This is a genomic window from Mycoplasma phocoeninasale, from assembly GCF_012934885.1.
Classification (GTDB): domain Bacteria; phylum Bacillota_I; class Bacilli_A; order Mycoplasmatales; family Metamycoplasmataceae; genus Metamycoplasma; species Metamycoplasma phocoeninasale.
The window spans coordinates 717,159-733,004 of the sequence record NZ_CP051480.1 but is presented as its reverse complement, the minus strand read 5'-3'; the positions used below and the strand labels follow the sequence as shown (position 1 = coordinate 733,004).

Sequence of the window (15,846 nt, the reverse complement as noted above, 5' to 3'; positions counted from 1 at the left end):
ATATTAATAATTTCGAAAAGTCGAATTATCGTTAAAGCAATTTTGCTTTAGGCATTATTTTCGTTTTCTTTAATCAAAATTAAACTTTCATAAGGACATAAATTGTTTGGAACCGAAGAATAAAATTTATTGTGATATGTGCTCAAGATAATTTTATATTCATCATCTCTTTTAAAAGCTAAATGCTTTGATGTTAAATTAACAACAAAAAGAATTGTCACATTATCAGAAATTTTATGTTGAACTTTGACAATACCGTCTTTACATGAACTGACTTTAAGTCTTGAATCATCTAATAATTTCGCGTAATTTGAATTAAAAACAAATTCATATAACTGCTTTAAGAAAAATAGTGGACTGCTTTGGGTTTTAAGCTGATAGTCAACATTTGTGATGTTGAGTTTTATTGGATTAAGAATTAAACTATTTCGATTTTCATTGCTACGACTAATTCCACTCATTTCATCTCATGGCATTCATGTGTATGAACTTCATTTATTTTGAAATGATTGTGCTCTAAAATACTCTTCATTAGAAATATTATTAGCTTGATAAAAACGTTTCTCTTCATTGTAATTTTCGTTATTGAAATCATAAGTTTTTCTAACCTTAGCACGGAGAATTCCTAATTCATCACCGTAATAGATTCCAACTGAATTATGAGCGACAAACAATATCATTAAAAAAGTTTTGGCCGATTCATAAATATAACCAAGTTCATTGCCCCAACGTGAATTTATTCTACCAAGGTGATCTGCTCCCACAGCCAAAATGATTCGCTTATCGTTAATAAATGGCTTGTATTCCTTTATGAAGATATTAAAGTTAAATTTTTGCAATTTAGCTTTTCTAAAGTTATTAGTCAATTGGTTGTTTGATAAGAAATTTAAATAAAGATAATCAAAACATGTCTGTTCTAATTTAAGCATTTTATTGAAAATTGTTTTTTTAAAATGAGAATTTTTTAAAATAATTGTTATATCAACGTTAATTCTTTTGATGATTCGGTAAACGTCTTGTAAAAATTGAAATTTATTTGCCTCATCTAAGTTGTTTCTATCGATTAAAAAATCAAAATTTGAGATCACAATGGTTTTAATTTTGCATTGAGCATAAAAACTAACTACTTTCGAAAGATATTTAATCAAATTTGAAAGTACATCAAGACTTGTGTTTTTATCATTATCGTTGACAATATAAGTGTCTAGCGCTGTTAATTTCTTGGCATTTTTATTATCGTTACTTAACTCATACAAGTCAAGCATATTATTCAAGTTGATATATGATTGCTTTATTTTGCTAATGTCAATTATTGGCGCAATTTCAATATTGCTTTCACGAAATTTTTGCACACATGATACAAAATTGGAAACCGAACCATATCGCTTTTTAATTTCTTGCAATTCAAATTTATTTTGATAATGGTTTAAAATGTCATTAATTGCCAAAACATTAATATTAAGATCTTTTAAATAATCTCGTTTAGATAAAAGCCCATTAAAATCACCAAAATTGCTACCATTGCTATCGCAGAAGGTTTCTAATTTAATTTCGTATAGAAAAATTCGAGGTGTGGCATTTTGTATCATAATATCTCCTTATCTAATTAGGTTCAACATAAACCATTTCAATCCCAACTCTTCTTCAATGTTGCCCTTTTTGATTTCTAATTCAAGTTTGGCTAACTCCTGAATTAAGAAATTTAGTTTGCCAGTAGTAATTTTATTAAGAAATTCTTGAAATAATTTTACTCTGTATATATGAATATTTAACTCATTTGAAATTTCTTCTTGACTAAAGCGGTTAGATTTAAGAATAGCAATATTTTTAGCAGTGACAAAAATGTTGGCAATTTGTGAAATGATCTGTGCGGCTGAAACACCGTAATTTAATTGTTCGTTATAGTGAAAAAGAATAATCTGTGCTGAAAGTTGCTTCAAAATCGCATCGCTAAAAGCAAAATCAGTATTCGATGATGAAACAACATTACCGTTAATTATCATGGCCTCAGTGATATGACTATCTTGTAACAAAAGTTTATCAATCTCACTTTCAATTAAAGTTAGATCATTAGGAACAGCAGTTAAAAATTGTGATAGAGCATATTCATCAATTTCACCACCCTTTTCTTTAACTAACTTCTTAATATATTTGGCCAAATCTCTATCGGCAATTTTATTAACTTCAACTATTTTAGCTTGCTTTTCAATTTCTTTAAAAACCGAAGATGGGCTAAAATTCCTATCATATTTTTGAATATCTTGAGTAAAAATAATTGTGTTAGTATCAATTTCATTTTTTAAAAAAAATAAAAAATCACTAACTTTATCATGATTAATTTTAATTTTGCTATTAAAAAAATCAGGATTTTCAACAATAATTACTTTCGGTGTACTAAAAATATCTGAATTGAAAAGTACATCAGACAATTCTTGTAGATTAATCGATTGAAAAAATGTGTGAATCTCTAAGTTATTGTGCTCTTTTTTTAATTTATCAATTATTTTCTTAATTTCAAGTTTAATAAAATAATTTTCATTTCCTTTAATCAAATACATATACCTTATTATAATCAATTCTTAAATATACTCGACTATTTTTTTGATATAATAACCATTAATTATTTACAACAGCAAATTTATTAGGAGAATAATATGTCAGGACATTCAAAATGAGCGACAACCAAAAATCATAAGGCAGCAATGGATGCTAAACGAAGCAAACTTTTTCAAAAGTTTTCAAAAGAAATTATTGTGGCAGCAACACTAGGAGGCCCAGATCCCGATTCTAATCCAAGTCTAAAATTAGCAATTGCAAAGGCTAAAGCTAAGAGCATGCCTAAATCAAATATTGAAAAGGCAATTTCAAAGGTTGCTGGTGGATCAAAAGAAGGTGCTAATTTTCAAGGTTATCTATATTCAGGAACAGCATTCGGTGGAGTTAATTTTCTAGTTAGTTGTTTAACTGATAATTTCAACCGTTTAGCATCGAATATTAAGCATTATTTTAATAAGCACAATGGTCAACTAGGAAAACAAGGAACAATCCCTTATGTTTTTGATCAAAAGGGATTAATTGAGTTTTCTAATAATCTAGCAGATGAAGAAGAGGTAATGATGGCTTCCCTAGAATTGGGGGCTTCAGATTTTATTAATGAAGATGATGTTTATACTATCATAACTGAACCTTCTAATTTTCAAAAACTTAAGCAAGCACTTGATGAAAATTTCAAAATTGAAAACTATTTAACGGCCGAAGTAACATACATTCCTAATTCAAAAATGGATGTAAACGAAGAAAAATTTAATCAAATCGAAAATTTTGTCGATGATTTAGAAGATGACGAAGATATACAAGAAGTATGACATAATGCTAATCCCATTAGTGAATAAATTCGACTAAAATAAAAGCTAATCACAGTAGGTTCTGTGATTTTTTATTTTTTTATAAAATTAAATTAGCAATATAGTGAATCAATTTAAATTCTAGAAATCTTATTTTTTTATTATTTTTTTCACAAAAAGAATCTTTTGGCATCACAAAAATTAATAATATAAAAAGGAAGATTATGGGAAAGAACAAAAAAATTATTTTTATAGCTGTTGGCTTCGTTGTTTCTTCAATGATTATATTATCATCGATTGCAATTAATGGCAATTTCTTTTCACTTAACAAAGTGAATTCAAAAGACGATAGGAGCAACGAAACAATGTATATTACCGTTAGAATTGATGGTGCCGTTTTCTATCCAGGTGATTACACACTAAAGCTAGGATCAACATTAAATGATCTCTTAATTAAGAGCAAACCAAAATATGGTGCTAATCTAAGCAATATTAACCGAACAGAAATATTAAAGGATAATCAAAAGATTTACATTCGTCTAGTTAAAAATATTAAAAAAAGTGTCAAGGAATTTAAAAATGTCAATGATTTAATTAGCATTGGAGTAAGAAAAAAAATAGCCGGGTTAATTATTGCCCATTTGGTGGATAATAACTACAACACAACATGAGAAAATATTGAAAAAATTGATGGAATAGGAGAGAAAACATTAAAACTTTTACAAAACAATATACTTTTATAAATTCTTTTGTCTCATCAACAATTGCTGCAATAATATTCTTACTACTTCTGTGAGAAATTCAATTGCCAATTTTTATCACCCTATTTTTTTTAATATCAATAATTAATTTCTTAAATTGAAAATATTGAGTTTTAACACTTTGATTTGCCTTATTTTTCTTAATGGCTTTTTTGATCTTTAAAAGTACTATAAGTAGTTATGATAGTTTCGAATTCAATGGACAAATGAATGTTATTAGAATATATGATAATTCAATTATTACAAAATTTAAAAATTTAAAAATTTTAATCAATAACATTCAAATAGAAAATAATGTATACTCGCATTATAAAATCACAGCAAGTGGAAAATTAAATATTATTAAAAATTTAAATTCATTTAATCTTAGCCAAGGAACTTTTTTGCAACTTAAATTCGAGCCTGGCAACATCAATATTGAAAAAATACCAATCATGAATTTGGAATATCATCAGCCTATTGTGAAAAAATATCTATTTTTAATTTTGTTAAATATATACGACAATAAAGATCCAACAATCATCAAATTAAAAGAATTGAATATTTTTCATTATTTTACTGTTAGTGGCTTTCATTTTGGAATTATTTTCTTAACTATACACTACTTGTTCAAGAAACATAAAATTTCTTATTTTGTTGCGATTATTTTACTATTAATTTACTTAATTGTTCTGAATTTTCCAATTAGTGCAACAAGGGCTTTTATTTTTATTTTTATCTTTTCAATAAATAAACTTTATTTAAAAAATAAAATGCCAAACCTATCGATACTCTCAATAACAGCACTAATTACTGTGCTGTTTGATATAACAAGCATCTTCAGCTTGGCATTCATTCTATCATATGGAATAACAATGATAATCTTTATAGCAATCGAAGTTTTTAGCTTTATAAAGCAAAGTTGAATTAAAAACTTATTAATCTTGCTTACTGCTTATGTTTTTTCAATGCTAATCACACTTTCAATCAATGATAAAATTAATGTTTTGGGGTTTATATATCAATTTCTATTTTTACCAGTTGCAGTGTTTTCATATGCTTTTTCATTGCTACTATGGTGAACGATTTATTTAAATTACTACTACTTTGTTTTCCTAGAAGCTTTTATCAACTTAATTCACAAAGGCGTTTACTTTATTAATGGGATTAAAATTCCTTTTTTAGCAGTAATTTTTAGTTTTTGTTGATATGAATTATATGAAGTCAAATTGCTAATAAAAAAAATGCGGATTTTTAATCCTGCATTAATTCATTAAATTCTTCTTCATTAATTATTTTTATTCCAAGATTGTTTGCTTTAGCAAGTTTCGATCCAGCATCATCACCTGCTAGTAAATAAGTTGTTTTAGAGGAAATTGAATTTTTAACCAATCCACCATTAACAATAATTAATTCTTCAAAGTAACTTCTCGGCTTCGAAAGAACGCCAGTAATTACAAAAGAAAAATTTTGAAATTTGGTATTTTTAGCATTATTGATATATTTTAAATTGAGACCTTTAGCTAATAAACTATTTACTAGTTTTGCATTATCTTCAATTTTAATTCATTCAATAATTGAGTTTGTTACTTTATCACCAATTTCATTGTATTTCAGCAAACTCAAAAAATCGAAGGAAAGAAAGTTACTAAACTCTTTAACTTCTGAGGCAATTAATTTGGCTACTTTAGCGCCAATCAATTTGATTGATAAACCAAAAATTAATCTTTCAAGTGATTTAGTCTTTGTTTCTTCAATAGCATCTAAAATTTTTAAAACTGATTTGTTACCAAGTCTTGCTAAATTGACAAGTTCATCTTTATGACTTTTAAGCTCATATATATCGGCGGGAGTAGAAAGCAAATGATTTTCTAGCAAAAGCTCAATATTTTTCTCTCCAAGCATGGTGATATCCATTGCATCTTTTGAACAAAAATGAATTAATTTTCGACGATTAATTTCTGGACAGTTAGCATTAGTACAAAATTGTTCAAGTTGTGAACTAGAATCCTCTAGCGGGAAATTACAATAAGGACAAAATAAAAATTTCTTAAATCGAGTACTATTGTCCTTATCCTTTTTTGACGCAAGGCCAATAACACACGGAATAATTTCCCCTGCTTTTTTAACATATACTAAATCGTTTTCATTGAGATTCAAATCTTCAATATATTGAAAATTATTTAGTGTGGCATAACTAACTAAGCTACCAGATAATTCAACTGGTTCAAGTAAGGCATTATAAGTTATTAATCCTGTTCTACCTGTGGTAATAAAAATCTTTTTTAGAACCGTTATCGCTGTATCCGGTTCATATTTGAAAGCAATAGCTGAATGCGGAAATTTCGAAGTGGATCCAAGCTTATTGTAATATTTTATTTCATTTAGTTTTATGACTATTCCGTCAGTTTCATAATTTAATAATTGTTTAATATTTTTAAATTCTTTTATATACTCTTCAATTTCTTCAACACTATTTACATGTTTTGCTTCTTTTGAAATTTTGAAACCTAGTGAATTTAAAAATTCAAATGATTGTTTCATTGTCTCAATGTTGTGATCAAGCGGATTAACTATATAGTATAAAAATGCCGATAATTTTCTTTCTTTAACAATTTCAGAATTGAGCTGCCTCAATGTTCCAGCAGCTGCGTTTCTTGGATTCGCCAGTTTTGTTTTTCCTTTTGATTCTAAATCTTTATTTAAATTGTTAAATTCTTCAATTGATAGATAAATTTCTCCCCTAACTTCTAAATCGTTAAAATAGTTAATAGTTTTTGGAATATCTTTTATCTGCAAAACATTTTCCGTTACGTCTTCGCCAACTTTACCATCCCCTCGTGTCAAAGCTTGAAATAGTTTACCATCTTTATATTTAATTGAAATAGAAATACCATCTATTTTTGGTTCTATGAAAAAACTAAATTCATTAGTTATCTTTGCGATATTATCAATGAATTTTTTGATTTCATCAATCGAGTAAGCTTTATTTAATGAAAGCATAGCACTTTCATGGTAAACTTTTTGAAAAATACTTAATGGTGTTGAGTTAATTTTTTGTGTTGGAGAAGATTTTATCTCCTCATAAGAAAAATAGTGAGCATATTGCTCTTCCATTTTCTTAAGTTTGTTAAATTCAAGATCATAAACTGAATCGGGAACTTCAGGATTATCTAAGTCGTAATATTCTTTATCTCATTTATCAATTTTTTCTCTTAGTTCAAAAACTTGTTTACGAATTTCGTTTTTTTGTTTGTCTTCCATTTTTTAAACCCTTTGAAATGTTGCTAATCATCAAGATGGCAGATTGACAACATCTAATTGACATGTTATAACAAAAGCAGTTAGAAGCATGATAAATAGAATTGCAACCATATTTCTTCAACCGGGTAGAAGTTGACGGTAGTAGCTTCTTTTTGAATATGGTTCATAACCACGAGATGTCATTGCGTCAGCTAAGTCATTAGCTTTCGTAAATGATGAAACAAAGATTGGAACTATTAAAACAATAAATGATTTCATTTTATCTTTAATGTTACCATTTTTAAAGTCAATTCCCCGGCTTGATTGTGCTTTCATAATTCTTCCAGATTCTTCTAAAAGTGTGGGAATAAATCTTAATGCAATTGAAATTATCATGGTAATAATTTCGGTTGGGATTTTAATTAATTTTAGTGGATAAAGTAAATCGTTAATTGCTCTTGTTAATAGCACTGGTTTTGTTGATACAGTTAGAATCGTGGTTGTTAAGATAACGCCATAGATTCTTATAAAAATTGAAATAGTTCTAAAGATTGTGAATTTTGATAATTGAAAAATTTTATCTTGTCCAAATGGTGCTCAATAGATTGTATTAATAATTGTTTTACCGCGATAGTAAACATAGGAATCGACGTTCGCTTCTGATCCCAATGGAATAAATTCGCCATTAGAAGATGTCGCAGCACCTTTAACTGTAAGCATGTTGACAATAAGCAAAAATATGGCAATATACAGTGGTAATTTTAGCTTAGAAAAACATGATTTAATTGACTTAGTTGCGATGATGTACACAACCATCATAAAAACCGTCAAGATAATTAGTGTTATGAAGTGGTCGGCAATAAAAAATAATACAATAAATAGAATATTTGATAAAAACTTAAGTCGAGGATCTAATTTGTGAATAGGAGTTTCAAGATTTAGATATTTACCAATAATAGCCTTATTCATGTTTATCCCTCCTTTTTAGTTTTCTATTCTTTGCATATTCATTTAATTTATTACCTAATTCATCAATGCTAGTAACTTTCCCGACATCAATGTTATTTTCCTTCAATTTAGCAACAAATGACAATAACTTAGTTGGAATTAAATTGTTCTTTATCAACATTTCCTGGTCATTCAAGATTTCATAAGTATCGCCATCTCTAATGATTTGTCCATCTTTTACAAATAGTGTCCGATTTGTTCACTTCAAGGCATTATCTAAGTCGTGGGTAACAATTACAATTGTTTTACCCTCTTTATACAAATTATAAAACAACTGCAACATCTCCTCAACACCTTGAGGGTCTAAACCAGCTGTTGGTTCATCTAAAACAAGAAAACGTGGCTCCATTGCCAAGATACCGGCAAGAGCAACTCTCCTTTTCTGCCCTCCTGATAAATTAAAAGGACTTCGTTGCAAATAATCAAGTGGTAATCCAACCATTTCTAAATATTTGCTGGCCAACTCTTTTGCTTTATCTTTTTTTACACCCATTGAAATAGGGCCAAAAATAATGTCTTTTTCAATTGTTGATTCAAAGAGTTGATATTCAGCAAATTGGAAGACAACTCCAACTTGTTTTCGAAGAGATTTAACCTTTTTAATTCTCTTAATTGTTTTAGAAATTTCTATGTCAGTTTTGATAATTTCCACTCTCTCATATTTCGGAACTTCTAAAAATTTCTTTAATTCAATTTTATATCTATCTAAGCTTTGAAAATATTCTTCATTTGAAGAGAAATTTGATTTTTTTGGTCTAAGTGGTTTTTTTAGTTTTTGAATAAAGGGAACCTCTTTAAAAACAATCTTTCCTGATTCGGGGGTTAAAAGAGCATTAAAATGTTCAATTAGAGTGGTTTTCCCAGAACCGGTTGGACCAATAATTGAAATTGCCTCATTTTCATTGATTTCAACAGAGACATCATTTAAAACCTTTATGTATGTAGGGAGGCCTTTATTATATTCTTTTGATATATTTTCAACTTTTATTTGCATAATTGTTTAATAAGCTCCTCCGGATCATATGTTGGATTAATTCCTTCAATCATTTCACTCAATTTATAAATAAATGGTGAGTCGATTTTAGCAATTTTAATAATCTCTTTATTGTTTAATATCTCAATTGGTTTTCCTTGAGCAATAACCTCTCCTCCTGAAAAAACTATTAATTTATCAGCCAATAAGGCTTCGTCCATGTCATGTGTTATTGAAATCAAAGTTTTGTTTGTTGTTTTATGTAAATTGTGAATTATTTTGTAAATATCATTTCGACCTTTGGGATCAAGCATAGAAGTAATTTCATCAAAGATAATAATATCTGGATTTAGTGCCAAGGTAGAAGCAATAGCAACTCTTTGCTTCTGACCACCTGATAAATTTTGAGGTTCACGTTCTAATTGATCTAACATACCTACTTCATCTGCATATTTTAAAACAATCTCATGCATTTCTTCATATGTCATTTGTTTATTCTCAAGCCCAAATGCAATATCATCCTCAACGGTAGAACCGATAAATTGATTATCTGGGTTTTGAAAAACTATCCCAATTTTTTTTCGAATTTCCTTAAGATTTTCAGAATTAATTTCTAGTCCATCAATTAGAACTTTTCCGGATGTTGATTTATAAATTGCCGATAAAATTTTTGAAAATGTACTCTTACCTGAACCATTATGTCCTAAAATTGCCACGTATTGTCCATCTTCAATTTTCAGATTAACTTCATTCAAAGCAAACCGTGGCGAACCCGGATATTTATAGCATAATTTTTTTACTTCTATCATAACGTTATAATTATAATATCTAATAACTTAAATTGATTTTTTTATAAAAAATAAAATAAAAAGCTATTTTTCAAGCTTCATTGTTCCGATATAAGGCAGTTGCCGCATCTTTTCATCTCAATCAAATCCAAAGCCAACAACAAAATCCTCTTTTTTAATAAGGAAACCGTAATTATCAGGTTCAAAATCCACAATACGGTTACTTGGTTTATTCAGTAGTGTTAACACTTTCAATGATTTGGGGTTTCTTGATTTTAGCATTGATACTACTTTGTCCATTGTTCTAGCCGTGTCTACAATATCTTCAACAATTAAAACATCTTTATCTTCGACGTTATTAATCATGTCTAAGACAATTTTGACATTGCCAGATGATTTATCTGTCCCTTCATATGAGCTGGTTATCATAAAGTCAATTATAAAATCAACTGATATGCCTTTCATTAATTGCGCCATAAATGGCAAACAGCCCTTTAACAGACCAACTAAAATTAGATTCTTTGAATCTTTGTACTCTTCATTTACTCAAACTGCCAATTCAGCTATTCGCTTTTCTAAAGTTTCTTGGTCAAATAGAACTTTATCGATTCGTGGATCTATTTTCATATTTTAAAGACTCCTCTTCAATTATTTCTACCGCTTTTGCTAATACTTGCTCTTCTGATAGATTATTTGTATCAATTATCACATAATTTAAGTCAAATTTATTTGATATTTCCTTAAATATTTCTAAATAATTTTCATGTAGTTTCTTAAAATATTCATAATTTTCATTTCAATTATCAATTTCCGATTTTCTGCCACGTTCGAAAATGCGTTTTTTAAATGAATCAAAATTTATATCTAGAAAAATTGCTAAATCAGGCAATTCGCTTCTTGTAATTAATTTTTCAAACAGCGCATCATAAGCTTCTAAGTAACGAGGTTCTTTTTCTTTTAAAATTAGCTTGGCAAAGACGTAGTGTTCAACTGAAAATCTATCTAAAAATATGTGTTTTTTGGAAATATTTTGACCTTCATATTCAAATTTTTTTAACATTTCAATAAATTTTGCCGAATGATTTTCAACAATGTAAGATTGAAAACCGATAGTTAGATTAGGTTTTTTCTCATAAAGTCATTTCAAAAAAGTATTAAATACCTCATCATTTTCATCAAATTCATGTAACATGTATGAATCTTTATAATGTTTGTGAAGTTTTTCTGACAAGCTACTTTTACCGGCGGCTATCATACCACTTATTCCTATAATCATTTTTATTCTCCTTGTTTATTAAAATTATTGTTTTATATTTTACATAAAAAAATAAAAAGGCACATCATGTTTTATGCCTTTTTAACTATCGAAGAATTTATCAATATTTTTTAATTTTAGCGAAAAAATCTATAAGTCCAGGATTCCTGATAATTTTCGACTTAATAAGATTTATGATTAATGAAATGACTGTCATTGGCCCAACTCCGCCGGGAACGGGAGTGATATAAGAAACAACTTCTTTATAAGCGTCAAAATCCACATCGCCAATGATCTTATTGTCAATTCTATGTATTCCAACATCAACAACAATCGCGCCTTTTTTAATCAATTCCACGCTGACTGAGTTTCTTACTCCAGTTGCAACCACTACAATATCATTTTTAATAATTGTGTCTTTAGGCGTAAATTTATCATAACGACTAACCTGATTATTTAGTTGTTGTAAATAATTAGATAAGGGGTATCCAACAATTTTACTTTGTCCAACGACTGCAATGTTTTGATTAACTAGAGGAATATTATAATGTTTTAATAAAATTATAATTCCTAATGCCGTGGCGGGTAAAAAGCTATCTGTAAGCTGATAATCAACATCACTATTAGCTGAAGTCAAACCATCAATGTCTTGAGATTTAGGAATTAAATCTAGAATTTTATGTACATCATTAATTTGGTTAGTTTGCATTGGCAGCTGAATAATGAAACCGTCACTTTTTTGCTTCAAATCCTCAATAGCAGAAATTATCTGATTCTCATTAGCATTTTCTTCTAACTTAATTAAAATAGTTCTCATGCCAATTTCTTTGGCAACACCTAACTTATGTCTAATATATATATTTGACTCAGCCAAATCTCCAACCTGTAGTATTCCTAAAGTTGGTATATCGTCATTATTTAAATTACTAATAATTTCACTAATTTCTTCTTTGATCTCTGAAGCTAATTTTTTTCCATCTAAAATTTTATACATATTTAACTTGTGAATTTTCTAAAAGCACCTGTTTTACTTTGGACATTTACAGAAGTGGTATCTTTAAGAGATTTAGCATAGTCTACCGCTTCTTTTTGAGTTTTAAAAATTTTTAATGCTTTTTTTCCTTTTGGATTTTTTACAGCCCAACCATCATCGTGGTTTACAACTAAACGAACTGGCATTTCATTCCTCCTATTTTTTATATATACTATTTATTATAATCGTAAATAATATTTTTAAATAATAATTTAATTTAAATAAAAAATGGTGGAGATGCGGGGAATCGAACCCCGGTCCACACATCGCTGCTATTAAACGTTTACAAGTTTATTCAGTTAATGATTTAAGCAAAATATATTAACTAACAAATTCTATTTGCCGATTAACCTAAATGTCATAGTAAAGGCGGTTAAAATTTTACTACCAAGCTCTCAACGATTTTAGTAAACCGAGCTATTTACTAATCGACCAATTTAACTAGTATGCGTAAACTGGATTTGACAACATCATTGGGTTAACAAATGATGCTTTTTGGTTTTTTTGTTCTGCGCTTAAAAAGCCTAGAAGTATTTAGGTTTACAAGACCACTGAAGTTTAATAGCATTAATATATGTCGAAGCCTTTACATCCCCTAATAGATTAATTTAGTTCTTTTCTTGATTTCTTCTTCTTTAATTTTTTCACGTTTGTCAAATTTTTTCAATTTTTTTGCCAAAGCAATTTCAACTTTGATGTGATTATCTTTCCAATAAATTGTTAGTGGAATTAAAATCATTGCTAAACGCTCTTGTTTATTTCTTAGGCGCAAGATTTCGCTCTTATGCATTAGCAGTTTTCTTGTTCGATATGAATCACCCTTCACATGCATATATTGTGCAATATTTAAGTTATTGAGCCAAAGTTCATTTTTTGAACTAATTGAACAAAAAGCATTGTCAAGTTTAGCATTAGCCGCGCGTAAACTCTTAACTTCTCATCCTAGCAGTTCGATTCCACACTCATAACGATTATCAAGTTCATAATCGGATTTGGCGAATTTATTTTTAATGATCAATTTTGACATAATATAATTGTACAAAAAAAATGCAATGTTACGCTAACATGGCATTAATATTTCCTTTTTCACGATCAATTGATGTGATTCTAATTTTGTATTTTTTTCCGACATTTAAGGCGATGCTATTCCCCCTTGCCAGAAAGTCGTTAACTTTAACAACATTACCATCCATATTTTCAAATCGTATTAAAACACTAGTTTGATATTTTTCAATATTGAAGAATGTCCCAAATTTTTCAATATTAGTCAATGTAGCTTCAAATTCCTGATTAATTAATTTATCAAAAAACTCTGCTTTTCTGATGTCAACAATATCTCTTTCGACTGTCATTGCTATTTTTTCAGATTCTGAATTTCTTGTCGCAATTTCTTCAATTTTTGTTGTTAGAATTTTGCTTCCATCCTCATTAAGTGGTTTTGACATAAATATATAATTTCTAATTAAACGGTGAAGCAGTAGATCAGGATATCTTCTAATTGGACTCGTAAAGTGTGAATATGCCTTTGAGCCTAAACCAAAGTGACCAATATTTTTTGATGAATATATGGCTTTTTGCATTGTTTTTAGCATTGCCATTTTTAAATAATCATCAAATGATTTGCTTTTGATTTTTTCGATCATTTCCGCAAATGATCTGGGATCACCATCCCGAGGAACAGCAATATCTTTCATATTACTGAAATTTAGTAATTCTTGTAAGGCATATAGTTTATCATCAGATGGTTTATCATGAACTCTAAAAATTGACGGAATTTTATTCGCAATCATAATTTCAGCAACAGTTTCGTTAGCGTGAATCATAAAATGTTCAATTAGTTTTTCACTTTCACCTTCTTCTTTAACCACAATATCAACAACTTTATTATCTTTCATAATAACTTTTGATTCTTTTATTTCAAAATCAACATAACCTTGTGATTCTTTTTTTGCTTTCAAAATTTGAGCAACTTGTCTTGAAGAATCCAGTAGTTTAGACACATCAACAGGAATTTCAATTTGATTTTTAAAATATTGGTTAACATGGTCATATGTTAAACGATAATTTGATTCGATAACACTTGCATAAATTTTTGAATCAATATTATTTCCGTTGTCATCAAGTTCAGTTTCAAGTGTTATGCAATTTCTTAGAACATTAGGATTAAGTGAACAAATACCATTTGATAGCTCAAAAGGTAGCATTGGAATTACTTTATCAGGTAAATAAATACTTGTACCCCTTGCTAGAGCTTCATTGTCAATTGGATCGCCTTCTTTAACATAGTATGAAACATCAGCAATATGAATAAATAATTTCCAATTACCATTCTCTAATTTATAACATGAAATTGCATCATCAAAATCTTTGGTGTCAAGACCATCGATGGTTACAGTCATTAAATTACGCAAATCGACTCTTGAAGAAATCTCTGATTCGCTGACTTCAGTTGGCAAAGTTTTAGTATATTCTAAAACATCTAAATCAAATTCCTTTGATACGTCATGTGAAGCCATGATCTTCTCAATATTATAATCTTCATTGTTTAAGCTAGAAATTTTCCTTTTAAATGAAACTTTAACATAATCTAAATCAGGTTCAAGAACCTCGCAACTAACAAGATCAGTCGTCAATATTTCACTCGGAATATTTTTATCATTTACTAGTGAAAAATTTGCCTTATTACGATCATCAAAAGCATTAAAATATAATTTATTATTAAATCTATTAATTGTTCCTATCACAATTTTTTTATTATGTTTTAATACTTTGATAAGATTCGCCTTGTATAGCTTATTTCCTTCATTGTCATAGTAGTAGTATATTTTTGCTAAAACTAGATCACCATCTAAAGCCGATCTTAGTTGTTTAGAATTTAAAAAAGCGCTTTTAGATTCTGAATTAATCTCAAAATCCAAAAACCCTAGACGTTTATTTGTTATTGAAATTGTTCCTTCAAGTTCAAATAAAAAGTAAATAGGAATATATTTTTTATCACGATTTTCTTCAATTAAATTTTCTTTAATTAATTCGTTTATTTGAGTAGTTAATTTGTTATTTAGTTGTGGTGGAATTCTTAAAATCCTCGCAATCTGAACAAAAGATAATTCTCTTTTTTCAGAAATTAAATCTAGAACTTTCTGTTTTGATATTTCACTATTTTTGTCATTTTGTTTATCATTTGTATATGTCATATATTTTAACCTCTTTGAATAATGATTCTTAGTGATAGAGATAAAACAAACAATAAAATTCCTAAAGTAATCATTGATCACTTTAAAACTTTTTTAATGCCTCTTTCTTTTGAAACCTTAAATAAATCTAAGTCATTGCTTCCGACTAAAGCTCCACTAAAACTATTTGAATCCGGGGCCATCATAAAAGAAATTCCGACAATTGCAAATGAAACAATCATTAAAAAGACAATGATAATTATTGTAATCGCTCCCATTTTTTCTCCTT

16 protein-coding genes and 1 other RNA gene are annotated in these 15,846 nt (G+C 28.4%); 3 read left to right on the top strand and 14 right to left on the bottom strand.

Going from position 1 to position 15,846, the window contains the following annotated elements; all coding sequences use genetic code 4:
• Window positions 1-47: 47 nt before the first annotated feature.
• Together HGG64_RS02970 and holA are read right to left on the bottom strand one after the other, a co-directional pair.
• Window positions 48-1,589: an alpha-amylase family glycosyl hydrolase gene (locus HGG64_RS02970; protein ID WP_169580467.1), complete on the bottom strand. Its 1,542-nt coding sequence runs from the start codon at window positions 1,587-1,589 to the stop codon at window positions 48-50.
• A 9-nt stretch (window positions 1,590-1,598) separates the two neighbouring features.
• The gene (holA, locus tag HGG64_RS02965; protein WP_169580466.1) at window positions 1,599-2,558 is read right to left on the bottom strand and encodes a DNA polymerase III subunit delta; all 960 of its coding nucleotides are present in this window, start codon (window positions 2,556-2,558) and stop codon (window positions 1,599-1,601) included.
• A gap of 96 nt (window positions 2,559-2,654) precedes the next feature.
• On the opposite strand from holA, the gene HGG64_RS02960 reads away from it, so the two are divergent.
• From HGG64_RS02960 to HGG64_RS02950, 3 genes are all read left to right on the top strand, one after another.
• Window positions 2,655-3,392 carry a YebC/PmpR family DNA-binding transcriptional regulator gene (locus HGG64_RS02960; RefSeq protein WP_169580465.1) on the top strand — a complete coding sequence of 246 codons (738 nt, stop codon included), beginning with the start codon at window positions 2,655-2,657 and terminating at the stop codon, window positions 3,390-3,392.
• Between the two features lie 176 nt (window positions 3,393-3,568).
• Window positions 3,569-4,087, top strand: coding sequence for an MAG0490 family ComEA-like DNA-binding protein (locus HGG64_RS02955; RefSeq protein ID WP_169580464.1), 519 nt, complete (start codon window positions 3,569-3,571; stop codon window positions 4,085-4,087).
• Window positions 4,012-5,361: an MAG0480 family ComEC-like protein gene (locus tag HGG64_RS02950; RefSeq protein ID WP_420813315.1), complete on the top strand. Its 1,350-nt coding sequence runs from the start codon at window positions 4,012-4,014 to the stop codon at window positions 5,359-5,361. Before HGG64_RS02955 ends, HGG64_RS02950 begins: the two co-directional genes overlap by 76 nt.
• Here HGG64_RS02950 and ligA read toward each other — a convergent pair.
• From ligA to secG, 12 genes are all read right to left on the bottom strand, one after another.
• Window positions 5,339-7,348 (bottom strand): NAD-dependent DNA ligase LigA, encoded by a 2,010-nt coding sequence (gene ligA, locus HGG64_RS02945; RefSeq protein ID WP_169580462.1) that lies wholly within the window; start codon window positions 7,346-7,348, stop codon window positions 5,339-5,341. The two genes, HGG64_RS02950 and ligA, sit on opposite strands and share 23 nt — an antisense overlap.
• Window positions 7,349-7,351: 3 nt before the next feature.
• Window positions 7,352-8,296, bottom strand: coding sequence for an energy-coupling factor transporter transmembrane component T family protein (locus HGG64_RS02940; protein WP_169580461.1), 945 nt, complete (start codon window positions 8,294-8,296; stop codon window positions 7,352-7,354).
• The gene (locus HGG64_RS02935; RefSeq protein ID WP_169580460.1) at window positions 8,289-9,329 is read right to left on the bottom strand and encodes an ATP-binding cassette domain-containing protein; all 1,041 of its coding nucleotides are present in this window, start codon (window positions 9,327-9,329) and stop codon (window positions 8,289-8,291) included. Before HGG64_RS02935 ends, HGG64_RS02940 begins: the two co-directional genes overlap by 8 nt.
• A complete protein-coding gene (locus HGG64_RS02930) occupies window positions 9,320-10,117 on the bottom strand; it encodes an energy-coupling factor transporter ATPase (RefSeq protein ID WP_169580459.1) in 798 nt (265 codons plus the stop codon). The genes HGG64_RS02935 and HGG64_RS02930 overlap by 10 nt, the downstream gene beginning before the upstream one ends.
• A gap of 63 nt (window positions 10,118-10,180) precedes the next feature.
• Complete coding sequence (gene hpt, locus HGG64_RS02925; protein WP_169580458.1) at window positions 10,181-10,723, bottom strand: hypoxanthine phosphoribosyltransferase; 543 nt, start codon at window positions 10,721-10,723, stop codon at window positions 10,181-10,183.
• Window positions 10,698-11,372 (bottom strand): deoxynucleoside kinase, encoded by a 675-nt coding sequence (locus HGG64_RS02920; protein WP_169580457.1) that lies wholly within the window; start codon window positions 11,370-11,372, stop codon window positions 10,698-10,700. Before HGG64_RS02920 ends, hpt begins: the two co-directional genes overlap by 26 nt.
• 97 nt (window positions 11,373-11,469) lie before the next feature.
• On the bottom strand, window positions 11,470-12,345 hold the full coding sequence (locus HGG64_RS02915; RefSeq protein WP_169580456.1) for a bifunctional 5,10-methylenetetrahydrofolate dehydrogenase/5,10-methenyltetrahydrofolate cyclohydrolase: 876 nt from the start codon (window positions 12,343-12,345) through the stop codon (window positions 11,470-11,472).
• A gap of 2 nt (window positions 12,346-12,347) precedes the next feature.
• Complete coding sequence (locus tag HGG64_RS02910) at window positions 12,348-12,530, bottom strand: DUF2188 domain-containing protein (protein ID WP_169580455.1); 183 nt, start codon at window positions 12,528-12,530, stop codon at window positions 12,348-12,350.
• Between the two features lie 83 nt (window positions 12,531-12,613).
• Window positions 12,614-12,980, bottom strand: a transfer-messenger RNA (tmRNA) gene (gene ssrA / locus HGG64_RS02905).
• Window positions 12,980-13,411, bottom strand: a complete 432-nt coding sequence (gene smpB / locus HGG64_RS02900; protein ID WP_169580454.1) for an SsrA-binding protein SmpB — start codon at window positions 13,409-13,411, stop codon at window positions 12,980-12,982. Before smpB ends, ssrA begins: the two co-directional genes overlap by 1 nt.
• Window positions 13,412-13,439: 28 nt before the next feature.
• The gene (rnr, locus tag HGG64_RS02895) at window positions 13,440-15,578 is read right to left on the bottom strand and encodes a ribonuclease R (RefSeq protein ID WP_169580453.1); all 2,139 of its coding nucleotides are present in this window, start codon (window positions 15,576-15,578) and stop codon (window positions 13,440-13,442) included.
• A gap of 5 nt (window positions 15,579-15,583) precedes the next feature.
• Entirely contained in the window at window positions 15,584-15,835 is a 252-nt protein-coding gene (gene secG, locus HGG64_RS02890) for a preprotein translocase subunit SecG (protein WP_169580452.1), read from the bottom strand.
• Window positions 15,836-15,846 lie beyond the last annotated feature (11 nt).